Raw genomic sequence first — 25,857 nt, forward strand, 5'->3', positions numbered from 1 at the left:
GGATGGCGGGTCGCTACACGCTCGACGATTTGCTCGCGATCATGGCCCGCCTGCGCGATCCCGAGCACGGCTGCCCGTGGGACGTGCAGCAGGACTTCGCCACAATCGCGCCCTACACGCTGGAGGAAGCGTACGAAGTCGCCGACGCCATCGATCGCGGCGACTTCGCGGATTTGCGCGAGGAACTGGGCGACCTGCTCCTGCAGGTCGTGTTCCATGCGCAGATGGCCAGCGAGCGCGGCCTGTTCGACTTCGCCGATGTCGCCCACGGTATCGCCGACAAGATGCGTCGGCGTCATCCGCACGTCTTCGGCGAGGAGCGCTACGAGAACATCGAAGCGCAGACGCGCGCCTGGGAAGCGATCAAGGCCGCCGAGCGCGCCGAACGCGGCCAGGCACACGATCCCAGCGCGTTGGCGGGCATCTCGCGTGGCCTGCCGGAGTGGAAGCGCGCGGCCAAGCTGCAGCAGCGCGCCGCGAGCGTGGGTTTCGAGTGGCGCGAGCCTGGGCCGATGCTGGAAAAGCTGGCCGAGGAGGTGGACGAGGTCCGCGCCGAATTCGACGCCGGCGCCGATCCCGGGCGACTGGAGGACGAATTGGGCGACGTGCTGTTCGTCACCGCCAATCTGGCCCGCCATGCGGGCGTCGATTTCTCCCGCGCGCTGCGCCGCGCCAATGCGAAGTTCGAGCGTCGCTTCCGCTGCATGGAAACGCTGGCCGCGGGGGAAGGCCGCCCGCTCGCCGAACGGAGCCTGAAAGAACAGGAAGCCCTCTGGCGTCAGGCGAAAGCCGTCGAACCGTAACTACGGAGCCCACTTGTAGGCGAGGCTTTTTTTCGCTTCACCGGCGAGGCATCGCCCCAAGTGGCTCCTTCCGATTCGCAGCGCTACTTTGCCGCCGGTGTTTTCGCCTGCTGCCACTGCGCACGCATGCGCTCGCGCTCGGCACGCACCTTTGCCTCGTTGGCGAGGTTCTCGGAGAGACTCTTGCGCAGTGTGGCGATCGCCTGGTCGAAGCTCGCCGGTTGCGCCTGCAGGCGGGCGAGGCGGTGGTAGGCATAGGTGCGCAGATGCGGGTCCTGCGACTTGGCCAGTACCTCGTTGTAAATGCCAGCCAGATCCTTCTCGCGACCGGCCCGGCGGTAGAGCCGCTCCAGCGCGTGCAGGTCGGTCATGGCGCCCATGCCGGGGCCATGCGGCATGCGCATCCCGTGCATGCGTTCGCCCAGGTCGGGGCCGTGCTCCATGTGCATGCGATGCATGGCTTCGCCCATGGGCGCGGGTGCGGGAAGGGTGCGGGCCTGTGCCGCCGGCGGTGCGGGCGACGCGTCCTGCGACTCGGCCAGGGGGCTGGCCAACAGCAGGGCGAGGGCGGGGGCAAGCAGGATGCGGGGTGCCATGGGTGAGCTCCGTTCGAGGGTGTTCCGGAAAACGCGATCCCATGCGCTGGGTTGACTGCAACCCTCAAGGCCCCGGATGCATCCAACGGGTGTCCATTCAGCCAAGCGGAGTCTCCCATGCGCCTCATCCTCGCCTCACTGCTGTTGCTTGCGCCGCTGGCCGGCCACGCGAACGACGACTGCGCCTTCGAGGCACCTCGCAACATGAGCGTCGACCTGGCCGGCGTACGCGCCGTGCAGATCGAGGTGCACAGCTTCGACCTGCACGTGACCGGCCGGACCGATGCCCGCAAGCTCGATGTGCGTGGTCGGGCCTGTGCTTCCGACCGCGCCATGCTCGACCAGCTGGTCGTCACCCAGCGGCGCGAGGGTGACCAGCTCATCCTCGAACTTGGCAACGGCCGTGGGTTTCACTGGTTCGGCAGCGGCGAGGCCGACCTGGACGTGACGGTCGAGCTCCCGGCCAGCCTGCCCTTGACGGTCGACGTGGGTTCGGGCGATGCCGAAGTCAGCGGGGTCGCCCAGCTCGACAGCCACGTTGGTTCCGGCGATCTGCATGTGCGCAACGTGGCCGGCCGCTTTGCCACCAGCGTGGGTTCGGGCGATGCCGAGGCACACGACGTCGGCAGCCTGGACGTCGGCTCGGTCGGCTCGGGCGACCTCACTGCAAGCGGGATCGGCGGCGACGCGCGCGTGGGCAGCATCGGCTCGGGCGACGTGACCCTCCGCAACGTGCGCGGCAGCGTGCACGCCGACACACTGGGCTCGGGCGACCTGGACGTCGATGGCGTGGGCGGCGACCTCAGCCTCGGTGCCAAGGGCAGCGGCGACGTGAGCCACAACGGGGTCAAGGGCAAGGTTGACGTGCCGCGCGACGACGACTGAGAACCTTTGCAGGAGCACCTGAGCGCGACCGCCCCCGCGGACGCGCTCAGGCAGCCGGAAGCCACGCAGGGACGGGGATCTTTACCTCAGCCACCGCCAGGCTATGTACACCAGCGGCGCGCACACCAGCAGGAACGGAATCGACACCCGGTGCAGCGCGCGCAGCCCGTGCGGCTGGCGCGCCAGCCGCAGGGCGATGAGGTTCGCCAGCGAACCGATCGCCAGTCCGAAGCCGCCCACGTTCACCGCCACCGCCAACGCGATCGGGTCGTGCGCGCGTTCGAGCAACAGCACGGTCGCCGGCACGTTGCTGATCAGCTGCGAGGCGAGGATGCCACCCAGGTAGAGCGTGAGTGGCTGGCCGAAGTCCAGGCGATCCAGCGCGGCGTCGACCCACGGCAACTCGGCCAGGTGGCCAAGTCCGAGGAAGATCGCGGCGAAGGTGAGCAACAGCAGCCAATCGACCCGCGCCAGGCTGCGCGGGGCGGCGAGCGCGAACACCAGCAGCAGCGTGCCGGCCCCGATCGCCGCATGGCCGTACTCCATCAGCACCACCATGGCCGCCAGCGCGACCGTCGACAGCGTGGCCAGGCCGCGGGTCACCGACTGGCGGTCCAGCGCCTGAGGCGCCAGCGCCACGCGATCGCGTGGCAGCCACGCCCAGGTCAGTGCCGCTACCAGCGCGAACATCACTGCGGCCGCCGGCAACATGGCCCAGGCGAAGCCCAGGAACGACAGCTGTCCGTGCTGCCACAGCAACAGGTTCTGCGGGTTGCCGATCGGGCTCAGCGTCGAACCCGCGTTCACCGCCAGCGCCTCCAGCACCACCATGCGCAGCACCGGCAGGTTCGAAAGCCCGCCGATCGCCACGGTCAGCGGCACCAGCACGAAAAGACTGACGTCGTTGGTGAGAACCATGGACAGCAGTGCGGTCGCGCTGACCAGCAACAGGCCCAGGCTGCGCAGCGAATGCGCGCGCGCGACCAGCAGTGCGGCAGCGTGCTGCACCAGCGTGCTGTCGCGGATGCCCTGGATGGCGATCAGCAGGCCGGCCAGGCCGGCGAGCGTCGGTCCCTGCAGCCAGCGTCGCCAGGCGGCCGCAGGTTGCGGATCGACGAACGCCAGCACCAGCGTGAGCAGGGCGAAGGCGAGCAGCAGCCATTCGGCCTTCAGCCGGCCCAGCCAGTGGCGCCCGGTCATCGGCTCTTGCGTGGCAGGCCTACCATTCGCGCAGGCCCTCGACCTCGTACAGCCGCTGCCAGCTCGGCCGCGCCCGCACGAGATCCGCCAGCCGTTTCAACGCCGGCCAGTCGGTCGCCGGGCGTGGCATGTTGCGCGACCAGCGCATCAGCATGGTCAGCAACAGGTCGGCGCCGGAGAAGCGCTCGCCCAGCAGGTACGGGCCTTGTGCGGCCAGCTGGGCATCGAGCAGGTCCCACACGCCCTCGATCCGCCGTTGCAGTGCTGCGTGCACGGCCGGCGTGTCGTCCAGGTCCTGCGGGTAGAACCAGAAGCGGTAGGCCGACATCAGCGTGTTGCTGAGGTAGACGATCCACTGGTACCAGGCTGCCCGCTCCGGCGTATCTGGCGGCGGCGCGAGCGGCGAGTCGGGATGCCGCTCGGCCAGCAGCATCAGTAGCGCGGCCGATTCCGCCAGCGGCTTGCCGTCGACCACCAGGGTGGGCACCACGCCGCGCGGGTTGAGCTTGAGATAGTCGGGATCGCGTTGCGCCCCGGCATCCAGGTCAATCAGCTTGAGCTCGTGCGGCGCGCCGGCTTCCAGCAGGGCCAGGTGCACCACCATGCTGGCGGTGCCGGGGGCGTAGTAGAGCGTGTACATGCGCCGGTCTCCGTGATCGGTCAGTCCCGCGGCGGTTTCCGGGAACCATCGGTGCCGCGGCCACGCATGGCGCTGCCCAGCGCAATGCCGATGGCCAGACCGAGGCCGATACCGAGCGCGAGGTTGTGCAGGGCGACGCCGAGGGCGGCACCGATGGCCACGCCAACGGCCACACCCATGCCCAGGCCGTTGCGTGGGCTGCGAGTCGTTTTGCGGTTGTCGCTCATGGCGTTGCTCCGGTGGCAAGCGCCCAGTCTGGGGCCGGGCTCATCCTTCCCGCAACAATCGCATGGGCGAGGTACGGGTGACCCGTCGCGTGCCCGCCAACCCCAGCAGCATGATCACCACGGCGGCCAGCAGCGCAGCACCGGCCAGCGGTGCCAGCGGTGGCACGAAATCGTCCAGCCGGAACACCGCGTGCCCAAGCCACCAGCCCGCGCCGGCGGCGCCCAACGCGGCGGTGAGGCCGGCGATCAGGCCGAGCATGGCGAACTCGCAGGCCGCCGCCAGCCGCAACTGGCCGCGCCGCGCGCCCAGCGTGCGCAGCAGCGCCGCCTCGTGCCGGCGCTCGGCCGCGCTGGTGGCGAGCGCCGCGGCCAGTACCAGGGCGCCGGCCAGCAGGCTGAAACCGAGCACCCAGCGCACCGCGCCGCCCACCTGGTCGACGATTTCGCGCACCCGATCCAGCAACGCATCCACATCCACCAGGCTGAGGTTGCTGTAGTCGCGCGACAGTTTCGCCAGCGCCTCGGCATGACCACGCGGCAGGTAGAAACTGGCCAGCCAGGTGTGCGGCAGTCCGCTCGCATGCGCCGGGTCCAGCAGCAGGAAGAAGTTCACCCGGAACGAACTCCAGTCGACCTGGCGGACGCTGCCGACGGTGGCTTCGAGCGAGCCTTCGCCCACGTCGAAACGCATGCGGTCGCCCGGCTTCAGTCCGAACATGTCGCGCCACATGGTGTCCACCGACACCTCCGCCTGAGCGGGGGTGGTGCCTGCCCAGCGGCCGGCGATCACCCGGTTGGACGGGGGCAGCGTGCCGGTCCACGACAGGCGCAACTGGCGATCGACCCATTCCTTTGCGCGCGGATCGGCGAAGCGCAGCTGGTCCACCGGCTTGCCATTGATCGCGGCGAGCTTGCCCACCGCCAGCGGCAGCATGTTGAGTTCCTGCGCGCCCAGTTGCTGCAGGCGTCGGGTGAAATCCGCGCGCTGGTCGTCCTGCAGGTTGAGCACGAACCAGTTGGGAGTATCCGGCGGCAGCTCGCGGCGCCAACCTTCGAGCAACGCCGGCGCGACCACCGCGAGCAGCAGCAGGGCGACCAGGCCGAGGCTGAGCGCGGTGGCCTGCACCGTACTCAGGCCCCGCCGCCGCGCCAGTGCGGCCAGGCCCAGCCGCAGCGCCGGATGCGCGCCCGGAGCGATGCGCCGCGCGAACCACAGCAGCATCAGCGCGAGCAGGGCGGCAAGCGCGGCGACGCCAAACAGGCTGACAGCCAGGATGCCGGCCAGCTTGGCCGAGCCACTCTGGGTCCAGATCAGCGCCAGCGCGACCAGCGCCGGCGCCAGGTAGAGCACGTCCACGCGACGCACGCGGCGCGCCATGCTGGCGCGGAACACGGCCACCGGTGGCACCTCGGCCAGGCGGGCCAGCGGCGGCAGCGCGAAACCGGCAAGCACCGCCAGGCCCATCGCCGCGGCCCCCAGCGCCGGCAACAGGGGCAAGGTGGTAGGCACGTGCACGAACGTGGCGCCGGCCAGACGCCAGGCGCCTTCGGCCAAGGCCCACGACAACAGCACGCCCAGGGCGGCCGCTGGCAGAGCAAGCGCGCCCAAGGTCGCCAGCAACAGGGCGAGCACGCGGGAGCGCGCGGTTCCCAGCGCCCGCAGCAGGGCGATTTCAGGGGTCTTGCGCCGCGCGTAGCGTTGCGCCGCCAGCGCGATCGCCACGCCGGCCAGCAGGGCCGACAGCAACGCGGTCAGGCGCAGGAACGCACCGGCGCGATCGAACGCGTTGCGCATGCGTTCCTGGGTCTGTTCGGGCGTCACCAGCTCCGCGCCCTGGGGTAGCGGCCGACCCTTGACCCAGGCGAGCCAGCTGCCGACCGCCGCGGGCGTCCCGGCGACGAGCAGGCGGTGGCGCGCACGGCTGCCCACGCCGAGCAGGCCGGCGCGCCGCGCATCGGCAAGGTTCATCAGCGCGCGCGGGGCCATGGCCACCAGTTGGCCGCCGTCGGGCTGGCTCACCAGTTCGGCCGCGACAACCAGTTCCTGGCCGCCCAGCTGCACGCGGTCGCCCGCGGTCAGGCCCAACGCGACCATCGCGCGATGGTCGAGATACACGGTGCCGGCCGCGGGTCCGTGACCGCCGGAAGTAGCGCCGTGCATGGCCAATTGCAGCGTGCCGCGCAACGGCCAGGCGCCATCGACGGCATCGACGTCGAGCAACTGGCCTCGCTCGCCGGCGAAAGCCACGCTGGGGAAGCCGGCGCTGCGGGTCACCGCCAGATCGCGCTTGTGCGCTTCGTCGGCGTAGGCCGATGGCACCGCCTGTGGCGCGGACAGGCCGGCATCGCCGCCGATCAGCTCCGCGGCGCTGGCAAGCAGGCCGCGTTCGACACGGCTGGCGAGCGTGGCGACCACGCCGAGGGCCACGACGGCCAGCAGCAGCGAGGTGGCCAGCGTGCGCAGTTCCGGCAGGTGCCATTCGCGGCGCAGGGTGCGCAGGGCGAGGCGGAGCAGCTTCATGCGGCCGCTCCGCGACCGGCCGGTGGCCGCACAGGGCGGTCGCGCGCGGGGTACTTTCGCATAGCGTTGCGGCGCCTCATCGGGCGTCGGCCGGTGCGGCGACACGGCCCTCCATCAGCTCCACGCCACGGGCGCAGCGCGCGGCCAGTTGCGCGTCGTGGGTCACCAGCACGAGTGTGGTGTGATGGTCGCGGTTGAGCGCGAACAACAGGTCAGCCACGTGCCGCCCGGTGCGCTGGTCCAGGTTGCCGGTGGGCTCGTCGGCGAACAACACCCGCGGACCGTGCACGAAGGCGCGCGCTATCGCCACGCGCTGCTGCTCGCCACCGGAGAGCTGTGCGGGGTAATGACGCCGGCGCGCATGCAGCCCGACCGCATCGAGTGCATCGTGCGCCCGTTCGCGCGCATCGTCGCGGCCTTCCAGCTCCAGCGGCAGCATCACGTTTTCCTCCGCGGTGAGCGCCGGCAGCAGGTGGAAGGACTGGAACACGAAACCGACCAGCCGCCGACGCAGGTCCGCACGCGCCTCTTCGTCCGTCGCCTGCAGCGCATGGCCGTCCAGATGAATGGCGCCGGCGCTGGGCACGTCCAGCCCGGCCAGCAAGCCGAGCAGCGTGGTCTTGCCCGAGCCCGACGCGCCGACGATCGCGAAGCTCTCGCCGGCGTGCACCGCAAGGCTCACGCCGGCCAGGATATCCAGCTTCCCCTCGGGGCCTCGGACCGTCTTGCTAACATCGCGGGCCTCCAGAAGCGGTCGGGAAGATTCACTCATGCGTCGAGTCCTCGGGTTGCTGGCCCTGTTGTGGATGGGATGGAGCGGCGCCACGCTGGCGGCCGCGCCGAAGACGGCCGCGACCAGGACGATACTGGTGCTGGGTGATTCGCTGTCGGCCGCGCACAACATCGCCGCGAACCAGGGCTGGGTGCATCTGCTGGAAGTACGCCTTGGCAAGATGGAGCCGCCCTGGCGCGTGGTCAATGCCAGCATCAGCGGCGAGACCACACTGAGCGGGCGGCACCATCTTCCGGCGCTGCTCGAGACGTACAAGCCGAACGTGCTCGTGCTGGAGCTCGGTGGCAATGATGGCCTGCGCGGCCTGCCGCTGGCGGCGATGAAGGACAACCTCGCGGCCATGATCGACATGGCGCACCAGGCGCACGTCAAGGTGCTGCTGGTGGGTATCGAATTGCCGGTGAACTACGGACCGCGCTACCGCGAGGCGCTGCGCGGCGTATACGCCGATCTCGCACGCAGCAAACGCACGGCGCTGGTGCCTTTCCTTCTCGAAAAAGTCGCGCTTGACCCGTCGCTCATGCAGGCCGATGGCCTGCATCCCACCGCCGCGGGCGAGCCGACCGTGTTTGCCACGGTTTGGGCCCAGCTCGCACCACTGCTACGCTGAAAGGGCTCGCACCCCGCCAGCGGGCTCGACAAAAACCCGTGCTGAATCACGCGTTTAAAGCTTTCACGCTGCTGTCACCCGCCGGATCGTTAGCTCTTCACATTTGTGAAAACCACCAACGGAGGGACCATGAGCCTGCGCGACGAACAGTCCGGCTTGATCCTGCTGGTCGAGGACAACCGGCAAATTGCTGAGATGGTTGGAGAATTCCTGGAGCGTCGGGGCTATTCGGTGGACTATGCGGCCGATGGCGTCAGTGGCCTGCACCTGGCCGTGTCGAACAGCTACGACGTCATCGTGCTGGATCTTATGCTGCCAGGCATGGACGGCCTGGACGTGTGTCGCAAGCTGCGCAAGGACGCCAAGAAGTCCACGCCGGTGCTCATGCTTACCGCGCGCGACACGCTCGAAGACAAGTTGATCGGCCTGGAAGCCGGCGCGGACGATTACCTGGTCAAGCCGTTCGAGGTGCGTGAGCTGGAAGCCCGCTTGCGCGCCCTGATCCGCCGCGATCGCCGCCAGGTGTCCTCCGAGGTGCTCACCGTCGGCGACATGACGCTCGACACCGCCACCCTGCGCCTGACCCGCGGCGGGCAGGAGCTGACCGTCTCGCCGATCGGCCTGAAGCTGCTTGCGATCCTGATGCGCGAATCGCCCCGCGTGGTCAGCCGTCGCGACATCGAGCGGGAGATCTGGGGCGACACGCTGCCCGATTCGGACACCCTGCGCTCGCACCTGTACAACCTGCGCCGCGTGATCGACAAGCCGTTCGACCGTCCGTTGCTGCACACGATCCATTCGGCAGGCTACCGCTTGGCCGACCTGGAAACGGAAGTGGCGACGGCCACCGCCTGATCGAGCGAGGTGAGCATCGCAACAACAGGTATGGTCAGGGGATTGCCAAGGAAACAGGGCGGAGGACGGAGGGGGGCCGGTGCGTTCCACCGCCGGCTTGCGCTGATCTTCGGCCTGCACCTGATCGGCGTGGTCATCTGCGTCATGCTGGGCGTGTACGGCGTCGCGCCACCGGTGGCGATACTGGTGTTGCTTGCCGTCATCAGCGCCCTGGCATGGCTGGCGGCACGGCGGCAGTGGCGGCCGGTCGGCCGGCTCGCGCGCGTTATCGACGCCTGGGACGAAGAGCCGGACCTGGACGCGCTGGCGCCTACGCGCCTCTCCGACCAGGCCGACGCGGACGTGGTGACGCTTGCGCGCGGCCTGCACGGCTTTGCCACGCGCATCGCCGGCTACAACCAGCGCGAGCGCAACTTCACCCGTGACGCCAGCCACGAGCTGCGCAGCCCGTTGACCGTGATCAAGATGTCGGCCGACATGCTCACCGACGAATCCGAACTCAGCAAGTTCGGCGTGCGCTCGGTCAAGCGTATCCAGCGTGCCACGCGCGAGATGGAGGCGCTGATCGAGGCGTTGCTGATCCTGGCCCGGGAGTCGGACGTCGGGGCAGGCGAGGAGGAGTTCGTCGTCAACGACGTCCTGCACAAGAGCATGGACGACCTTCGGCAGATGCTCGAAGGCCGGGCGGTCGAGTTGAAGATCGAGGAGCCGGCGCGCTTCGCACTGCGCGCCTCGCCGCGGGTGTTCATGGTGTTGTGCTGGCAATTGATCCGCAACGCCAGCCAGCAGGCCGACCACGGCACGATCCTGATCACCGTGCTCCCCGGCGCGGTGGCAGTGTCCAATCGCGTGGAGGACGCGCCGGCGATCGACCGGCACGGCTTCGAACTGGCGATCGCCCAACGCATCAGCGAGCGCTTCCATTGGCCGCTGGAACTGCAGACGCGCGACGGCAGCGAGCACATCGCGAGCATTCGCTTTCCGGAAACGCTGCCGGCCTGAGCGGGCAGCCACTTGCAGGAGAGCGCCCTGACGTAAGAGCGCCCCCTGGGCGCGACCCGGAGGGTGGGCGAGCCCAGGGGCGCGTCTGCAGGGGGCGAGGTGCTCAGCTCTTCAGCGAGGGCGACACGGCGAACTCGCAACCGGTCTTGGCCTTGACCTCGTCGAGCGTCACGCCCTGGTGGAGCTCGACCAGGGTCAAGCCCTTGCCTTTGTCGACCTCGAACACCGCAAGATCGGTGATGATCAGATCCACCACTTCCTTGCCGGTCAACGGCAGGTCGCACTGGGGCTTGATCTTGGGCGAGCCGTCCTTCGCGGTGTGTTCCATCAGCACGACCACGCGTTTGACGCCGCTGACCAGGTCCATGGCGCCGCCCGGGCCCTTGACCATCTTGCCCGGCACCATCCAGTTGGCCAGGTCGCCGGTGGCCGAAACCTCCAGGCCGCCCAGGATCGACAGGTCGATATGGCCGCCGCGGATCATCGCGAACGAATCTGCGCTGGAGAAAAAGGCCGAGCCGGGCAGGGTGGTGATGGTCTGCTTTCCGGCATTGATGAGGTCCGGGTCGATCTGGTCCTCCGTCGGAAAGGGGCCGATGCCGAGCAGGCCGTTCTCCGATTGCAGGATCACGTCCATGCCCTCGGGGATGTAATTGGCGACCAGCGTGGGAATGCCGATGCCCAGGTTCACGTAGAAGCCATCGCGCAGTTCCTTCGCCGCGCGCTGGGCCATCGCCGAACGGGTCGGGTTTTCCTTGCCGGTGTTGGCGCCGGCGACCGTGCGGAACTCGATGCGCTTCTCGTACTTCGCGCCCTGCACGATGCGGTCGACGTAGATGCCCGGCACGTGGACGTTGTTTGGGTCGAGCTCGCCGACCTCGACCAGGTGTTCGACCTCGGCCACGCACGTCTTGCCGCAGGTAGCGATCATCGGGTTGAAGTTGCGCGCTGTCTCGCGGAACACCAGGTTGCCCAGGCGGTCGCCCTTCCACGCCTTAACGATGGAAACGTCGGCGTGGATCGCTTCTTCGAGCACGTATTCCTTGCCGTCAAAGACCTTGGTTTCCTTGCCCTCGGCCAGCTTGGTGCCGAACGCGGTGCGCGTGTAAAAGCCCGGGATGCCGGCGCCGCCGGCGCGCAGCTTCTCGGCCAGCGTGCCCTGCGGCGTGAGGTGAAGTTCCAGCTCGCCGGACAGCACCTGGCGCTCGAACTCCTTGTTCTCGCCGACATAGGAGGCGTACACGCGCTTGACCTGGTGGGTCTTCAGCAGCGGGCCCATGCCGAAATCGTCCACGCCAGCGTTGTTGCCGACGATGGTCAGTCCCTTGGTGCCGGCGTCCAGCAATGCGCCGATCAGGTTCTCGGGGATGCCGCACAGGCCGAAACCGCCGGCGGCGATCGTCATGTCGTCGAACAGCAGGCCCTCGAGAGCCGCCTCCGCGCTTGCATACACCTTGTCCATAGCAGTGCCTTCCGGATGGAGAGTCAGCTGCCAAGGATACGATGGAACGCAGGCGCGCCGCGTCGTACCAAGGTCGCAAGCCCTTCGGCACGATCCATCGGCGAGAACTGCGCGGCATCCGCACCTGCAACAGCACCAAGTGAAACCTCGTGCGCGACCGCCAGCCACCTGCGCCAGCGTCCCAACGAAATCCGGTGGGAGCGCACCTTGCGCGTGGCCGCCAGCCGCCGCGCCTGCGACAACTCCCCACGGCCACCAGCCTGCGCGGGGCGTGTTCCTGCCGCGCCTGCTCGGCAGACCGGCGCGGCTGGATATACTCGGTGGCCACCGCCGGGAGACATCCAAGTGAAGCCGCTGCGTGTGTTCGCCGCCCTGACCGCCTTGGGGATCGCTGCCATGAGCCATGCCGCCACCACGCCCGTCCTGATCGTCCATGGCGGGTCCGGGGTCATCCGGCGCGACATGAACCCGGCAAAGGAAAAGGAGGTCCGGGCGGCGCTCGCCCGCGCGCTCGAGAGCGGCTACGCACAGCTCAAGGCGGGCAAGCCGGCGCTGGATGGCGTAACCGCGGCGCTGACGGTGCTGGAGGACGATCCCAATTTCAACGCCGGCAAGGGCTCGGTGTTCACCCATGACGGTCGCAACGAGTTGGACGCGGCGATCATGGACGGTGACACCCTGCGCGCCGGATCGATCGCCGGCGTGCACCGCGTGAAGAACCCGATCCTGCTGGCGCGCGCAGTGCTGGAGAAATCGCAGCACGTGATGCTGGTCGGCGACGGTGCCGAGGCGTTCGCGCGGGAAGTAGGCGTCACGCTGGTCGATCCGTCGTATTTTCGCACCGAGCAACGCTGGCAGCAGTTGCAGAAAGCGCTGAAGGAAGATCGCGAGGGCAAGCCGCATTCGGACGTGGAGACGGCCAAGCATTTCGGCACTGTCGGCGCCGTGGCGCTGGATGCACAGGGCCATCTGGCGGCCGGCACCTCGACCGGCGGCATGACCGACAAGCGCTGGGGCAGGGTGGGCGATTCGCCGGTCATCGGCGCCGGCACCTACGCCAACGCGGATTGCGCGGTCTCCGGCACGGGCTGGGGCGAATTTTATCTCCGCACCGTGGCGGCGCATGCGATCTGCATGCGCGTATCGCTGATGCACGTACCGCTGGAGCGCGCCGCTGCCGAGGTGATCAACCAGGAGATCCCCGCGATGGGTGGCAACGGCGGCGCCATCGCGCTGGATGCGAGGGGCCACATAGCCATGCCGTTCAATACCGACGGCATGTATCGCGGCTGGATCGGTGCCGATGGCGTGCCTCACGTGGCGATCTACGACGACGAGCCGGACCCGGGTGCGACGCAGCAGGAGGACGGCGAGTAGGGCAGCTACGGGGTTGGGCTCCCGCGTATTGGCTGCCGACACCCACCCACCGCGTCCGCCGCTTGAAGGGGAGGAAGCCAGGAGTCGGCCTCCGAGGCTTCTGCTCGAAGGGGAGGGAACCTGGAGGCGCGCCCTGAAGTCTTTCCCTCCAGGGAAGGATGGTGGGCATGGGTCACCTCGCCCCGGACGGTATCTGCTGCTTTCGAGTGGCTACAATGGACCGAAGCATGGCAGGCGGCCCCAAGCGGGCCCGTGAGCCGGCTGCACCATCCACACGCCCCTGGAGCACCGATGTCCATTTCGTTGATCGCCGCACTGGATGAGAACTTCGCCATCGGTCGCAAAGGGCAGTTGCCCTGGCACCTGCCGGACGACCTGCGCTGGTTCAAGCAGCTGACCCTCGGCAAGTACGTGCTGATGGGCTACAACACGGCGGTGGCGATCGGCCGGGCCTTGCCGGACCGGCACAATCTGGTGCTGTCGCGACGCCACGAGGCGCCTTTCCCTGGCCAGATCGCCGTGCGCTCGCTGGAGGAGGCGCAAGCACGCGCAGGCGGCACCGGCCTGATGGTGATCGGTGGCGGCCAGGTCTATGCAGCGGCCCTACCGCAGGCGCGACGCATGTACCTGACCTGGGTCGGCGCGGCCGTCGAGGGCGCCGACACCTTCTTTCCCGGCATCCATCTGCGCGACTGGACCGAAGTCGCACGCACCCACCACAAGGCTGATGGCGAGCACGAGTACAGCTTCGACATGGTCGAGTACGTGCGCGAGTCCTGACCCCGTTGGCCGCTCCCGCCATGCACGTGATGGCCGGCGTGCTGATCGACCCGGCCGGTAGCGTCCTGCTCGCGCAACGGCCGCCCGGCAAACACCTCGCCGGCATGTGGGAGTTCCCCGGCGGCAAGCTGGAGCCCGGTGAATCGCCGGCAGCGGGCCTGGTGCGCGAATTGCGCGAGGAACTGGACGTCGAGGTTGACCTGGATAGCGTTACGCCCTTGATCCAGGTTTCATGGAATTACGGTGAACGCGCTCTGCTGCTGGACGCCTGGCGGGTGGATGCATGGCACGGGACGCCACGCTCGATGGAGGGGCAGGCACTGCAATGGCGCTTGCCGTCGGATATCGCGCTGGCGATCCTGGCGCCGGCGGACCGGGAAATTCTCAGGGCCCTCTCAAAAGTGCCCGCGCAGCCATTGTAGGAGCCACTCGTAAGCGATGCTCTTGTAGGCGGGCGATGGAAAGGCGTCGCCTGCAAGCGGGCGGACTTTTACCAAGAGCGGGACGCGTTCGCTCCGGCCCGCGCGGCCAACGCCAAGTATGTCCGATGCAGCGCTTGCACATGGGCATCGAGCGCCGCTTCGCTGCTGCTGTTGTCGATCACGTCGTCCGCCAGCGCCAGTCGTTCGGTCCGGCTGGCCTGCTGCGCCAGCATCCGCTCGGCGAGCGGACGATCGATGCCGTCACGGGCGATCAGGCGTTCGAGTTGCACCGGTTCCGGTACGTCTACCAAGAGGATGCGGTCGAGCCAGCGGTAGTGGGCGATGTTCTCGGCCAGCAGCGGGATGGCCAGCAGGCAGTAGGGCGCGGTTTCGGCCAGTGCGTGCTGGTGCAGCCACTCGCGCACGCGCGGATGGATGATCGCTTCCAGCGCTTGCCTGGCCGTGGCGTCGGCGAACACGCGGCGGCGCATGGCCGCGCGATCGAGGCGCCCCTGTGCATCGAGCACCTCCGGGCCAAACGCGTCGACGATCGCCGCCAGGCCGTCGCTGCCGGGCTCGACCACCACCCTCGCGGCCACGTCCGCATCGTGTACCGGCACGCCCAGCGCCTCGAAGCGCCGGGTGACCGCGGTCTTCCCGGCAGCAATGCCGCCGGTCAGGCCCACGACGTAAGCGCGGCGCGCGTTCACCGCAACCCGGTCAGGTGAAGGTAGCCCTGCAGCAGCGGCTCGCCGGCAACGAACCAGATCCAGCCGGCCATCGCGATGAACGGGCCGAAGGGCATCGGCATCTCGCGGCCGTGCTTGCGCAGGGCGATCAACAGGCCGCCCACTACCGCACCAACCAGCGATGAGAGCAGCACCACCGGCAGCAAAGCACCCGGTCCCATCCATGCGCCCAGCGCGGCCAGCAGCTTGAAATCGCCATAGCCCATGCCTTCCTTGCCGGTGAGCAGCTTGAACAGCCAGTACACGCTCCACAGGCTCAAGTACCCCAGTGCCGTGCCAAGGATGGCCGACCCCGGCAGCACGAACATCGGCAGCAACGACAGCAGCAGGCCGAGCCACAGCAACGGGAGGGTGAGCTGGTCGGGGAGCAACTGGGTGCGGAAGTCGATGCCTGCGGCGGCGATCAGTACCCAGGTGAACACCAGTCCCGCCAGCGCCGACCAGCCAGGACCGAACTTCCACACCACCAGCACGCTCAGCATGCCGGAGAGACATTCCACCAGCGGGTACTGGATGGATATCGGTTCCCGGCAATAGCGGCAGCGCCCGCGCAACAGCAGCCAGCCGAACAGCGGAATGTTGTCCCCCGCCGACAACGGATGCTTGCAGTGCGGGCAGTGCGAGGCTTCGCGCACGATGCCCGGCGGCAGCGGCTGGTCTGCGACTTCCAGCGCAAGCTCTTCCTGGGCCTCGCGTCGCCACCGCGCTTCCAGCCGCGCGGGCAGGCGCAGGATCACCACGTTGAGAAAGCTGCCTACGAGGAGGCCGAGCATGCCGGCAAACACAAGCCAGAGCCAGAGCGGAAGTTCGAGCATGCTTAGTCCAATGAGCGGCCGCCGTTATGAGCGCGGTCCGGACCGCTTCTGCTCTGGACAGAGGCCTTTTCCACAAACCACCGTTGGGATCAACTGTTGCCCCGATCCAGGACGACCGCGCGGGCTGTTAAACCGTGCCAGCGAGCTTGAAGATCGGAAGGTACAGCGACACCACCATGCCGCCCACCAGCACGCCCAGCACGACCATGATCAGCGGCTCGAGTAGGGTCGACAGGGTATCGACCATGTTGCTGACCTCTTCTTCGTAGAACTCGGCCACTTTGAACAGCATGCTGTCCAGCGAGCCGGATTCCTCGCCGATGGCGGTCATCTGCACCACCATGTTAGGGAACAGGCCGGTCTGGCGCATCGAAAGCTGGAGCTGGTGGCCCACCGAGATGTCATCGCGCATCTGGCGCACCGCGTCACCGTACGTGATGCTGCCCGTGGCGCCCGCCACGGCATCGAGCGCCTCGACGAGCGGCACGCCGGCCCTGAAGGTAACGCCGAGTGTGCGGGCGAAGCGGGCAATTGCCGACTGCCGCAGGATCTCGCCCATCACCGGCAGACGCAGGAAGATGCGATCGAGCAGGTGAGCAAACTTGAGCGACCGCTTCTTGCCCGCGATGATGCCGGTGATCGAACCGACTACCACGCCGATCACGATCCACCAGTAGCTCATCATGAAATTGGAAGCGCTGAGCACGAACTGCGTCGGAGCGGGCAAGTCGGCGCCGGCGTCCTTGAAGGTCTGCGCGAACACGGGCACCACGAACAACAGCATGATCATGGTGACCAGAAACACCACGGCCAGCACCATCGCCGGATAGAACAACGCCTTCTTGATTTTTTTCTTGATCGCCTCGGTACGTTCCTTGTAGGTCGCCACCGTGTCGAGCACCGTATCGAGCACACCCGCGGACTCGCCGGCGCGGACCAGATTGCGGTAGAGCTCGTCGAACTGCACCGGATACTTGCCCAGTGCCTCGTGCAGCGAGGCGCCACCTTCGATGGCCTGCTTGACGTCCATCAACATATTCTTGAAACGGACGTTCTTCTGTCCGCCGGCGATGATCTCGAAGGACTGCACCATCGGCACGCCGGAGGCCATCATGGTGGCGATCTGCCGGCTGAAGACCGCCACGTCGCCCGGCTTCACGCTCTTGCCGGTCGCGCCGAACAGCGGCTTGGACTTCTCGCGCACCGTTTGCGGGTTCATCCCCTGGCGACGCAGCTCGGCCTTGACCAGCGATGCATTCTTCGCCGGCATTTCGCCCTTCATGCGCTTGCCGCGCTTGTCCAGCGCGACCCAGTCGTACATGGTCAACCTGCTGACCTCGGCGCGCTGGGCGCCCAGGTTCGCGTTCTTCGCGAGTGCGTTAGCCGTAGCCATGCCCGATTCCCCCGGTGGTTCGATTCGCGACGGCCGCTCGCGCGGCCGGTCGACGGTGGAGCTTATGCCAAATCTGGCGGGTCATTTCGTGGCGCCCCGCGCAACTTCGCGGTCTGCGGAACGCCCGCTCCCGTTTCTCAATCCTTGGTGACGCGATCGATCTCGGCCAGGCTGGTGACCCCGGCCTTGACCTTCAGCAGCGCCGAGGCGCGCAGGTCGTTGACGCCGATCTTGCGTGCGACCTCTCCGATCTGCAGCGCATTGCCCCCCTGAAGCACGATCTGCTGGATCTCTTCGGTCATCGGCATGACCTGGTAGATGCCCACTCGGCCCTTGTAGCCTTCGTTGCAGTGCTCGCAGCCGACCGCCTCGTACAGCGTCAGGCCCGCATCGATGTCGTCCTGGCTGAAGCCGGCGGCCAGCAGCACGTGCGGCGGCAGGTTCTGCGGCCTCTTGCAATCGTGCAGGCGCCTAGCCAGCCGCTGGGCAATCACCAGCGTCACCGATGAGGTGATGGAATAGGGCGGAATGCCCATGTTCATGAGGCGGGCGATGGTTTGCGGCGCATCATTGGTGTGCAGAGTGGAGAGCACCATGTGACCGGTCTGCGCCGCCTTGATGCCGATCTCGGCGGTTTCCAGGTCGCGGATCTCGCCGACCATGATCACGTCCGGATCCTGGCGCAGGAACGAGCGCAGCGCCGCGGCAAAGGTCATGCCGCGCTTTACGTTCTGCTGGACCTGGTTGATGCCCTCGACGCGGATTTCGACCGGGTCCTCGACGGTGGAGATGTTGCGCTCCGGCGTGTTGAGGATGTTGAGCGCGGTGTACAGCGACACCGTCTTGCCCGAACCGGTCGGGCCGGTCACCAGCACCATGCCGTAGGGCTTGTGGATGGCGTCCAGATAGAGTTTTTTCTGGGCCTCCTCGTAGCCGAGCTTGTCGATGCCCAGCTTGGCCGAGGAGCTGTCCAGGATACGCAGCACGATCTTCTCGCCGAACAGCGTGGGCAGCGTGCTCACGCGGAAGTCCATCGAGCGGCTCTTGGAGAGGTTCAGCTTGATGCGGCCGTCCTGCGGTACGCGGCGTTCGGCGATGTCCAGGCCGGCCATCACCTTCAGGCGCGAGGAGATGCGGCTGGCCATTTTCATCGGCGGGTTGGCCACCGGGCGCAGCATGCCGTCCATGCGCAGGCGCACGCGGAAGTTGGTCTCGAACGGCTCGAAATGGATGTCCGAGGCGCCGCGGCGGATCGCATCGACCAGGATCTTGTTGACGAACTTGACCACCGGCGCGTCGTCGCCGCCGGTGGCGTCGATGCCCGTGCTGTCGGCAACATCCTCGTCGGCTGTATCCAGCGACAGGTCGTCGAACTCGTCGCTGCCCATCTCGGGCATCGTCGCGCTTACCGCCGCGAGCGCACCATCGATGGCGCGGGACAGCTGTCCCCGCTCCACCAGGATCGGCTCGACCATGCAGTTGGAATGGAACTTGATCTCGTCAAGCGCGTGCGACTGCATCGGGTCGGCGATACCCACGAACAGACGCTTGCCACGTTTGAACAGCGGCAGTGCCTGATGCTTGGTCATCAGCGCTTCGCTGATCAGGTTCACAGGCATGGACGATGAGGCGATCGTGCTTACGTCCATCATCGGCATGCCGAACTCGGCAGAGGCCACCTGGGTGAGCCTGGCGCTCTCGACCAGCCCGTGATCGAGGAGCCAGGCCGCCAGCGAGATTTTCTGCTGGGCCGAATCGGCGACCGCCTTGCGGACATCCGTCTCTGGCAGCACGCCCTCGGACACTAGGCGACGCGCCATACCGGTCAGGCCCGCGAGCGACGGTTGCAATTGGGATGACATGATAGATTCCGGCCTTAAGCCCCCTTATTGACAAGGAATTTACCTTAGAAATGCGGCGCGGTCATCTGGTGCCGCCGGGGGCGGATCCGAAGCGCCGAAAGCCGCCACGCGTGTCACAAATAGCCCGGCGGGCTACGCCGTTTCCGCAACGGCGGCGTGGTGATACAGGCGCGCGGGAGCTGCCGCCGCAAAATGTGCCGTCCGGCACAGAGGCGGGCGTGCCAGCGAGGGTGGGCGTCCTTCGCTGTTGTGCCCCGCGTTATGATCAACCGATACCCGGGGGAACCAATTTGAAACGCCTGAGCATCATCCTGCCCGCGAAAAATGAAGCGGGGGCGCTCGCCCGCCTGCTGCCGGCGCTGCGTATCGCGCAGCCGGACGCGGAAATCATCGTGGTCGACGACGGCTCGACGGACGACACGCGGGCCATCTGCGCGGCCAACGAGGTCGACTGCCTGTCCTCGCCCTATTCGATGGGCAATGGCGCGGCGATCAAGCGTGGCGCGCGGGCGGCGCGAGGCGAATGCCTGGTCTTCATGGACGGCGATGGCCAACACGACCCTGCCGACATCGATCGCCTGCTGGCCCGATTGCAGGATGGCTACGACATGGCGATCGGCGCGCGCGACTGGGGCAGCCAGGCGGGCGTCGGGCGCGGCCTGGCCAACACGCTGTACAACTGGCTAGCTACGCACATGACTGGCCACCCGGTCCTGGACCTGACTTCGGGTTTCCGCGCCGTGCGTGCGGATCGATTCCGTGAATTTCTCTACCTGCTGCCCAACGGGTTTTCCTACCCCACCACCAGCACCATGGCCTTCTTCCGCAGCGCCTACCCGGTGGCCTACGTGCCCATCAAGGCGGCCCAGCGCGTGGGCAAGAGCCACATCCGGCCGCTTCGGGATGGCTTGAGGTTCCTGCTGATCATCTTCAAGATCGCCACGTTGTACTCGCCGCTGAAGCTGTTCGCGCCGGCGAGCGTGCTGTTCTTCCTGCTGGGATGCCTGAATTACCTCTGGACCTATCTGCACTCCGGGCGCCTGACCAACGGTAGCTCGATGCTGTGGAGCGCCGCAGTCATCGTCTTCCTCATCGGGCTCGTCTCCGAACAGATCACCTCGCTCACCTACCGCCGCGATGACTGAAGCGAGGCGCCCCCGGGTTCTCCTGATCACCCGGAACTTGCCTCCGCTCGTGGGAGGAATGGAGCAGCTCAACTGGCATATGGCGGCGGAGCTCATGCGGTGGGCTGACGTGCGCATCATCGGCCCGTCGGGCTGCGCGGCGCTCGTCCCTGACGATGCGGAGGTTCGCGAGGTACCCCAGAGACCGCTATGGCGTTTCCTGCTTGGCTGCCAGTTCGCGGCGCTGCGCGAGGCGATGCGATTCAGACCGCAGGTCGTGCTGGCAGGCAGTGGGTTGACCGCGGTGGCCGCTCTGCTTGCCGCTAAAGCAAGTGGCGCCCTCGGCGCGGTGTACCTGCACGGGCTGGATATCGTGGCCCCGCATGCGGTGTACCGGCACATCTGGTTGCCGGCCATTCGCCGGCTGGATCGGGTGGTCGTCAACAGCCAGGCTTCCCGCGCGATGGCCGAGGAAGCGGGCGTGCGTGCGGATTCGATCGAAGTGGTCCATCCGGGTGTCCAATTGCCGGATGGACCTGCTGCCCAAGTGCCCTGCTCGCTGCGCCATGATCTGCAACTGGGTGAAGGGCCACTGCTCCTATCGGTGGGGCGACTTAGTTCTCGCAAGGGGTTGCGTGAATTCGTTTCCTTAGCGCTCCCGCGCATCGTGGCGGATCGACCGGGCACGAAGCTACTGGTGGTCGGCGACGTGCCCGCCGAGGCGCTGCACGCGACCGGCCAGAGTCCCGAAAGCATCCGCCAGGCGGCAGTGCGTGCCGGCGTGAATGACCACGTGGTCTTCCTGGGCGTGATCACCGATCGTCGTCGACTTGCCGAGGTCTACCGGTCGGCCGACGTGCACGTCTTCCCGGTCAGGCAGATCCAATCCGATCCCGAGGGATTCGGCATGGTGGCCATCGAAGCTGCCGCCCACGGCCTTCCGACGGTCGCCTTCGCGACCGGGGGCGTGGTGGATGCGGTGGACGAGTCCCGCTCCGGACGGCTGGTCGCTCCGGGAGACTATCCGTCGTTTGCATTGGCCGTGCTCGACGTGTTGGAACGGCGCGAGGTTCTGGGCAGGTCGGCTATCGAGTTCGCGAAGGCGTTTGCCTGGCCGCTGTTCGGCGACCGGATCGCAAGGGCACTTGGCCTATGACGGTGAACGTGCTCTTCATCGGAAAGCGGCATTACACCAACCGGGACGCGCTGACCGAGCGATACGGCCGGATCTACCAGCTTCCCCGGCACTGGTCGTGCCTCGAGAACGTGTCAGTCAGCTTGTGGCTCCTCGATTACCACGGCCGCACTGCCGAGCGCAGCCAGGATGGTTCGCTGCAGGTCATCTCTACCCCGGTACGGGGGCTTGCCTGGCTCGGACGCCTGGCACGCTATTACCTGAGGGCATCCTCCGTGGGCCGCCCGAACCTCGTGGTCGCAAGCGGCGATTGCTACATCGGCACGCTCGGTCGATGGCTTGCGCGGCGTTTGCCTGCACGCTTCGTTTTCGATGTCTACGACAAGTACGACGAGTTCGGAGCTTACCGAAGGCCCTTCGGGAAGGACCTGTTTGGTGGGTTGCTGCGTGATGCCGATGTCCGGTTTTTTGCCAGCCGGACATTGCAGAGCCAGATTGCACCACTAGGCGGATCCAGCCTTCTTGTCCCCAACGGCGTGGACACCGGACGGTTCCACCCACTGGAAAAGGATGCCTCACGGCTCCTGTTTGGCCTGCCGCTGGAAAAGCGCCTCGTCGGGTACTTCGGGAGCATGGAGCCGGACCGTGGCGTGCAGGACCTTATCGAGGCAGTCGGGTTGCTCCGCGCCGAGGGATTGCCCGTCGAGCTGCTACTGGGCGGAAACTGCGGTCGAACCCGGACCGGGCAACCGGGCGTACGTTACCTCGGCAATGTCCCTTTTGAGGACATGCCACGCGCGCTTGCCTGTTGCGACGTGCTGGCGGTGCCGTACCGCCGCTCCGCCTTCATGGATGCCGGCGCCTCCAACAAGATCGCCGAGGCGCTAGCCGCCGTGCGTCCGGTGGTGACCACACGCACGCCGAATTTCACGAACAACTTTCCGGAGCAGGCATGGGCTCTCCGGGACAGATTGGCGGAGCCAGGGGATCCGGGCGACCTCGCCAGATGCCTGCATCTGCAGCTGACCACGCCGGTCCTCGCGACCATGCCGCAGGACATGGACTGGAAGACGATTGCCATCCAGGCTTTTTCGGGAATGCAGCCTGCCGCGGGTGAGACGCACCCAGTTAGCGGCCTGCGCGCGCCCTCGCGATGAGGTGGTGCAAGGCCGGATGCAACTTGGCCCACTCGACCGCACTGGTTCGCAAGCCCTTGGCTGCGCGGCGCGCAGCCTTGTGCCAGCGGCTTTCCGCGCGCTTTTTGTCCCGCAAGGCCCACAGCCTGCTGCAGAGCTGGTCGAGCGTAGGCGTGCCGTGCGGCTGGGAGGTCACACCGGTTTCCGCCATGCCGGATGCGGCCTTGCATATAGGGACAACCGGGAGGCGCTCCGGAAGGGTGAGCTCCTCCAACTCGCCCAACCTGGCGATAGCGCGCACGACCCGTGCGCCGGCCTTCCCGTCGAGCAAGGGAAGATGGCGGTGCACCAGAGCCGGATCGGGAGCATCCACCGCGTCGGCCAACAACCCTTCAAGGAAGGCGTTCAGGTCGTCCGGCGACGAGATGCTGCCATAGCCGGCAACGAGCAACGCCGCTTCTTCATTGAGCGGCTCGCCTTCCGGATTGATCAGCGCGCGAACCGGCTTGTTGGTCGCCAGGTACTCCAGCAAAAACGAACCGGCATCGGTGATCAAGGCGTCCGAGACCGCGAAGGCGGGCGCGTGCTGGGGCCGTTCGTCCAGTACGATCCCCTCCACAGCGAGCTCTTCCCGAAGCACCGGCAAATCATCGGCCGTGAGCAAGCCGTTGCGTAGCAGGGCAGGCCATAACCCCGGGTGGGGACGCCAGATAAGGCAGAAGCGAGCCTTGTGATCGCGTGCGAACTGGAAGATTTCCGGCCCCAGCAGATCGAAGGTCGAGAAGTTCGAGGACTGCGAGTGCTCCGGACCGAAACTGAAATGCGTGTTCCAGAGTACCGCCTTGCGCCCTGCAACCTGCTGGACAAGATCGTCGGGAGGAGGGCTGGCAAGTTCCCGCTGGAGCCTGTCGAATCGAGGGTGCCCAAGCACCTGCACGTGGTCTTGCCCTCCAGGGCAGTACGCGGCGTAGAGCTCTCGCTCCATGTCCGAGCGAGCGACCACGAGTGAGGCGCGTACCTGGGTCGGCTGCGCAAACTGCAACCGCAGATTCTTTCGCCCTCCGCCCATCGCCAGGCCGTAAGGGACGTACACAGTCACGGGTATCTGTGCGGCGACGCGGTCGAACCAGAGCTCCGCCGGCCGTTCCCGGTCATAGGGGTGTCCGAACACCACCACGTCGAACTCGCGCGAGGTGGGAACCATCCCGGCCCGCCATTCCGTGTATGCGATTCCCTCGGCGGCGAGCAGGTCGCGGGCGACCGGCTGTCTGGACTGGCTGAGGGCCGGATCGCCCGCGTTGTAAGGCAACAGCCAGACGGTCGGCTCGAAGAGATCATCCATGAGCATCGCCTCGTAGATCGAGGCGAAGTTGACCCAGGCCTCCGGCCGCTGGAGCAGGAACAGCGCGCGGCATGGTTCCGGCGGCATGGCTTACGCGGAGGGAAACGCATTTGCCGCGAGCGCGGACGTGGCGGTGGCGAGGTCGTCCGGGGTATCGATCTCGAAGAGGTCGATCCGGGTCGCCGCGGCCGGAAGTTCCGGCTCGATGCACTCGTAGACGAACCGGTTGCCCTCCTGCAGCAATGCCGGCGAGCCCGCGAACACGTTGGCCCATTCCAGGCTCGACGGAGGCGATCGGTGGAAGCCGGTGACCGATACCGGCTGGCCGTCCAGGTCGGATTCGGTCGAGACGAATACAGCCTGTTCACTCTTGGCGCGAGTAGCCCCCACCAGGAGATCGACTTCCGCCGCGCGGGTCATGAACCGATCCAGTGTTGACTCATCCAGGATCAGGTCGCCGTCCAGGTAGAGCACCTTGCGCTTGAACCCGACGCTGCCGAGCCGGAGGCTGTGAGCCGTGTTGGTGTCGCGGAAAGAGGGGCTGCGCACGAGGATCACCTCCCGGTGGAACCGCGCGCAATGTTCGATGACCAGTTCCTCGCGATAGCCGACGACGACATGTATCCGCGGCACGCGTGCCGAAAGCGACTCGATCAGCCTGGACAGGATGGTTCGCCCACCGATTTCGATCATGCACTTGGGCAGGCCAAGCCCCAGCCGGGAGCCCAGGCCGGCGCAAGCGATTACAGCGCCTTCAACAGGGTACATAAGGAGTCCGGATGGTGGATGACGAAATCGGAAGCGCTTATCGTCGCGTGGACCGGCGCATGGACGCCGCCGTACGCGATCGCCACATCCGCATCCCGCAGCATGGGTACGTCGTTGGCGCCATCGCCGATCGCGACGATGCGGTCGAAGCGGCCTGTGGCGCGGAGGTCCCTGACGGCTTGGCCCTTGTCCAGCACCCGCATGAGGCGCAGCCTCCCTTGGTCGTGTGCAGCCTCCGAGCAGAACCAGCGGCAGCCAAGGGTTTGCAGCAGGGGTTCGACCCAGATATCCAGGTTCCCGGTAACGACGAAGCTCTGCGCCGGATGCTGGCGCAGGAAATCGGTGAGTGCGCGATCCAGGGGGACCGCCCGCACGATTTCACGTACACGCTCCACCGCGACCTGGCCAAGGATCAGTGTCCGCAGTCGCATCGAGTCGGTGAATGGGATCAACCCGTCCATGGTCAACTGCGTCAAAGTGGCAATCTCTTCCGCAACACCTAGTTCGGCCGCGATGCAAGGCAGGATTTCGAGCGTCGAGATCGTGCCATCCAGGTCGAAGCAGAAGGCCGTGCTCATGGACGCTCCAGGATCATCCAGCGCTGGCGGGTATCGGCGCGGTTGTTCAGGGACACATCGAGGAACAGGTCGCCTTCCGCGCGAATGGCGAAGCCCGCCCCCGGGATCGATGCCTGCAGCAAACGCACTAGTTCGTCGCGCGTGCGGTAGATCGCGTTGTAATCGTGCTGGAGTTCGTCCGAATGATGCTTCTGGAGCGTCAGGCGGCCCTGCGTGCCCATGGGTTCGCGCAGCAGAATCCGGGTCTCGGGTGCACTGCTGGCAGCCATGCAGCGAAAGGCGTTCATGACCTCGTCGTCATTGAGATAGATCAGCACGCCACAGCACAGGATGCGGTCGAACGGTTCGACTTCGCCCAGACGCGCGAGTGAAAAGTCATCGGCCGATGCGACGGAGAACCGGGCGTTCCCGTGCTCTGAAAACTGTTGGCTTGCATGGGCCACCAGACCGGGGCTGAAGTCGATACCGTGGTAATGCCGGCAGGAAGGAATTAGATCGCCGGCCCACCTTCCGGTGCCGCACCCGATGTCGAGCAGGCGCTGCGCGCCTTCGAGCATGAGCATGGGAAGCAGCCGCTCCTTCTCGGCGCGGTCCCTGCGTTCGGCCAGGTCGGGGTGATTGTCCTGGTAGATGACCGCGCGAACGGGCCCGAGCGAGTCGATTCGCGCGGCACGGTTCTCGAAGAAGCCGTAAACGTCTTCGCGCGCGATATGCGGCTGCTCGCCTTCATTCGGTGGAGTCGTTATTCGCGCCATGTGCCTATCGTGATGGGTTGAAGTGTG

Annotated in this window: 26 protein-coding genes and 1 pseudogene; 11 read left to right on the plus strand and 16 right to left on the minus strand. The window is 67.0% G+C overall.

Features of this window, described 5'->3' with window-relative positions:
• Positions 1–2 precede the first annotated feature (2 nt).
• Positions 3–803, plus strand: a complete 801-nt coding sequence (gene mazG / locus ACFWZ4_RS08915) for a nucleoside triphosphate pyrophosphohydrolase (RefSeq protein WP_439704340.1) — start codon at positions 3–5, stop codon at positions 801–803.
• An 83-nt stretch (positions 804–886) separates the two neighbouring features.
• Here the strand turns inward: mazG and ACFWZ4_RS08920 are convergent, their stop codons facing one another.
• A complete protein-coding gene (locus ACFWZ4_RS08920; RefSeq protein ID WP_439704341.1) occupies positions 887–1,399 on the minus strand; it encodes a hypothetical protein in 513 nt (170 codons plus the stop codon).
• 117 nt (positions 1,400–1,516) lie between these two features.
• Between ACFWZ4_RS08920 and ACFWZ4_RS08925 the strand changes: the two genes are divergently transcribed.
• A complete protein-coding gene (locus ACFWZ4_RS08925) occupies positions 1,517–2,284 on the plus strand; it encodes a GIN domain-containing protein (protein ID WP_439704342.1) in 768 nt (255 codons plus the stop codon).
• An 81-nt stretch (positions 2,285–2,365) separates the two neighbouring features.
• Here ACFWZ4_RS08925 and ACFWZ4_RS08930 read toward each other — a convergent pair whose 3' ends face one another.
• The 5 genes from ACFWZ4_RS08930 to ACFWZ4_RS08950 form a co-directional block, all read right to left on the minus strand.
• Positions 2,366–3,484 (minus strand): SLC13 family permease, encoded by a 1,119-nt coding sequence (locus ACFWZ4_RS08930; protein ID WP_439704343.1) that lies wholly within the window; start codon positions 3,482–3,484, stop codon positions 2,366–2,368.
• Positions 3,485–3,503: 19 nt separating this feature from the next.
• Positions 3,504–4,124 carry a glutathione S-transferase family protein gene (locus ACFWZ4_RS08935; protein WP_439704344.1) on the minus strand — a complete coding sequence of 207 codons (621 nt, stop codon included), beginning with the start codon at positions 4,122–4,124 and terminating at the stop codon, positions 3,504–3,506.
• A gap of 20 nt (positions 4,125–4,144) precedes the next feature.
• Entirely contained in the window at positions 4,145–4,351 is a 207-nt protein-coding gene (locus ACFWZ4_RS08940) for a hypothetical protein (RefSeq protein WP_439704345.1), read from the minus strand.
• 40 nt (positions 4,352–4,391) lie between these two features.
• Positions 4,392–6,872, minus strand: a complete 2,481-nt coding sequence (locus tag ACFWZ4_RS08945; RefSeq protein ID WP_439704346.1) for an ABC transporter permease — start codon at positions 6,870–6,872, stop codon at positions 4,392–4,394.
• Between the two features lie 76 nt (positions 6,873–6,948).
• Positions 6,949–7,644: an ABC transporter ATP-binding protein gene (locus ACFWZ4_RS08950; protein WP_439704347.1), complete on the minus strand. Its 696-nt coding sequence runs from the start codon at positions 7,642–7,644 to the stop codon at positions 6,949–6,951.
• Here ACFWZ4_RS08950 and ACFWZ4_RS08955 point away from each other — a divergent pair.
• From ACFWZ4_RS08955 to ACFWZ4_RS08965, 3 genes are all read left to right on the plus strand, one after another.
• On the plus strand, positions 7,643–8,275 hold the full coding sequence (locus tag ACFWZ4_RS08955) for an arylesterase (protein ID WP_439704348.1): 633 nt from the start codon (positions 7,643–7,645) through the stop codon (positions 8,273–8,275). The two genes, ACFWZ4_RS08950 and ACFWZ4_RS08955, sit on opposite strands and share 2 nt — an antisense overlap.
• A gap of 129 nt (positions 8,276–8,404) precedes the next feature.
• Positions 8,405–9,130: a response regulator transcription factor gene (locus tag ACFWZ4_RS08960; protein ID WP_209619864.1), complete on the plus strand. Its 726-nt coding sequence runs from the start codon at positions 8,405–8,407 to the stop codon at positions 9,128–9,130.
• A gap of 42 nt (positions 9,131–9,172) precedes the next feature.
• Complete coding sequence (locus tag ACFWZ4_RS08965) at positions 9,173–10,132, plus strand: sensor histidine kinase (RefSeq protein ID WP_439704349.1); 960 nt, start codon at positions 9,173–9,175, stop codon at positions 10,130–10,132.
• Positions 10,133–10,235: 103 nt separating this feature from the next.
• On the opposite strand, the gene ACFWZ4_RS08970 is transcribed toward ACFWZ4_RS08965, so the two are convergent.
• Both ACFWZ4_RS08970 and ACFWZ4_RS08975 read right to left on the minus strand, forming a co-directional pair.
• Positions 10,236–10,865, minus strand: a complete 630-nt coding sequence (locus ACFWZ4_RS08970; protein WP_439704605.1) for a CoA transferase subunit B — start codon at positions 10,863–10,865, stop codon at positions 10,236–10,238.
• Positions 10,866–10,958: 93 nt separating this feature from the next.
• A pseudogene (locus ACFWZ4_RS08975) lies at positions 10,959–12,029 on the minus strand (CoA transferase subunit A); the annotation flags it as partial.
• Between ACFWZ4_RS08975 and ACFWZ4_RS08980 the strand changes: the two are divergent.
• From ACFWZ4_RS08980 to ACFWZ4_RS08990, 3 genes are all read left to right on the plus strand, one after another.
• A complete protein-coding gene (locus ACFWZ4_RS08980) occupies positions 11,940–12,971 on the plus strand; it encodes an isoaspartyl peptidase/L-asparaginase family protein (RefSeq protein ID WP_439704350.1) in 1,032 nt (343 codons plus the stop codon). The pseudogene ACFWZ4_RS08975 and the gene ACFWZ4_RS08980 overlap by 90 nt on opposite strands.
• Positions 12,972–13,262: 291 nt before the next feature.
• Positions 13,263–13,751, plus strand: a complete 489-nt coding sequence (locus tag ACFWZ4_RS08985; RefSeq protein WP_439704351.1) for a dihydrofolate reductase — start codon at positions 13,263–13,265, stop codon at positions 13,749–13,751.
• Positions 13,752–13,771: 20 nt separating this feature from the next.
• Positions 13,772–14,173, plus strand: a complete 402-nt coding sequence (locus tag ACFWZ4_RS08990; protein ID WP_439704352.1) for an NUDIX domain-containing protein — start codon at positions 13,772–13,774, stop codon at positions 14,171–14,173.
• Positions 14,174–14,241: 68 nt separating this feature from the next.
• Here ACFWZ4_RS08990 and coaE read toward each other — a convergent pair whose 3' ends face one another.
• The 4 genes from coaE to pilB all read right to left on the minus strand — a co-directional run bounded on the left by coaE (position 14,242) and on the right by pilB (position 18,992).
• Positions 14,242–14,883: a dephospho-CoA kinase gene (coaE, locus tag ACFWZ4_RS08995; RefSeq protein ID WP_439704353.1), complete on the minus strand. Its 642-nt coding sequence runs from the start codon at positions 14,881–14,883 to the stop codon at positions 14,242–14,244.
• Positions 14,880–15,737, minus strand: a complete 858-nt coding sequence (locus tag ACFWZ4_RS09000; protein WP_439704354.1) for a prepilin peptidase — start codon at positions 15,735–15,737, stop codon at positions 14,880–14,882. Before ACFWZ4_RS09000 ends, coaE begins: the two co-directional genes overlap by 4 nt.
• Positions 15,738–15,864: 127 nt before the next feature.
• Positions 15,865–17,130 carry a type II secretion system F family protein gene (locus ACFWZ4_RS09005; protein WP_439704355.1) on the minus strand — a complete coding sequence of 422 codons (1,266 nt, stop codon included), beginning with the start codon at positions 17,128–17,130 and terminating at the stop codon, positions 15,865–15,867.
• A 137-nt stretch (positions 17,131–17,267) separates the two neighbouring features.
• The gene (gene pilB, locus ACFWZ4_RS09010; RefSeq protein WP_439704356.1) at positions 17,268–18,992 is read right to left on the minus strand and encodes a type IV-A pilus assembly ATPase PilB; all 1,725 of its coding nucleotides are present in this window, start codon (positions 18,990–18,992) and stop codon (positions 17,268–17,270) included.
• A gap of 290 nt (positions 18,993–19,282) precedes the next feature.
• On the opposite strand from pilB, the gene ACFWZ4_RS09015 reads away from it, so the two are divergent.
• Genes ACFWZ4_RS09015 through ACFWZ4_RS09025 form a run of 3 tightly spaced genes read left to right on the plus strand, consistent with a single transcriptional unit; the run spans position 19,283 to position 22,408 of the window.
• A complete protein-coding gene (locus ACFWZ4_RS09015) occupies positions 19,283–20,137 on the plus strand; it encodes a glycosyltransferase family 2 protein (RefSeq protein ID WP_439704357.1) in 855 nt (284 codons plus the stop codon).
• 58 nt (positions 20,138–20,195) lie between these two features.
• Complete coding sequence (locus ACFWZ4_RS09020; RefSeq protein ID WP_439704358.1) at positions 20,196–21,272, plus strand: glycosyltransferase family 4 protein; 1,077 nt, start codon at positions 20,196–20,198, stop codon at positions 21,270–21,272.
• Complete coding sequence (locus ACFWZ4_RS09025; RefSeq protein ID WP_439704359.1) at positions 21,269–22,408, plus strand: glycosyltransferase; 1,140 nt, start codon at positions 21,269–21,271, stop codon at positions 22,406–22,408. Before ACFWZ4_RS09020 ends, ACFWZ4_RS09025 begins: the two co-directional genes overlap by 4 nt.
• Here the strand turns inward: ACFWZ4_RS09025 and ACFWZ4_RS09030 are convergent.
• Genes ACFWZ4_RS09030 through ACFWZ4_RS09045 form a run of 4 tightly spaced genes read right to left on the minus strand, consistent with a single transcriptional unit; the run spans position 22,380 to position 25,830 of the window.
• The gene (locus ACFWZ4_RS09030) at positions 22,380–23,816 is read right to left on the minus strand and encodes a hypothetical protein (RefSeq protein WP_439704360.1); all 1,437 of its coding nucleotides are present in this window, start codon (positions 23,814–23,816) and stop codon (positions 22,380–22,382) included. The two genes, ACFWZ4_RS09025 and ACFWZ4_RS09030, sit on opposite strands and share 29 nt — an antisense overlap.
• Before the next feature lie 3 nt (positions 23,817–23,819).
• Entirely contained in the window at positions 23,820–24,497 is a 678-nt protein-coding gene (locus ACFWZ4_RS09035) for an NTP transferase domain-containing protein (RefSeq protein WP_439704361.1), read from the minus strand.
• Positions 24,473–25,075 carry an HAD-IB family phosphatase gene (locus ACFWZ4_RS09040; RefSeq protein ID WP_439704362.1) on the minus strand — a complete coding sequence of 201 codons (603 nt, stop codon included), beginning with the start codon at positions 25,073–25,075 and terminating at the stop codon, positions 24,473–24,475. Before ACFWZ4_RS09040 ends, ACFWZ4_RS09035 begins: the two co-directional genes overlap by 25 nt.
• A complete protein-coding gene (locus tag ACFWZ4_RS09045; RefSeq protein WP_439704363.1) occupies positions 25,072–25,830 on the minus strand; it encodes a class I SAM-dependent methyltransferase in 759 nt (252 codons plus the stop codon). The genes ACFWZ4_RS09040 and ACFWZ4_RS09045 overlap by 4 nt, the downstream gene beginning before the upstream one ends.
• Between the last annotated feature and the right edge of the window lie 27 nt (positions 25,831–25,857).

This window comes from Frateuria sp. GZRe12, from assembly GCF_051900535.1.
Classification (GTDB): Bacteria; Pseudomonadota; Gammaproteobacteria; order Xanthomonadales; family Rhodanobacteraceae; genus Frateuria_A.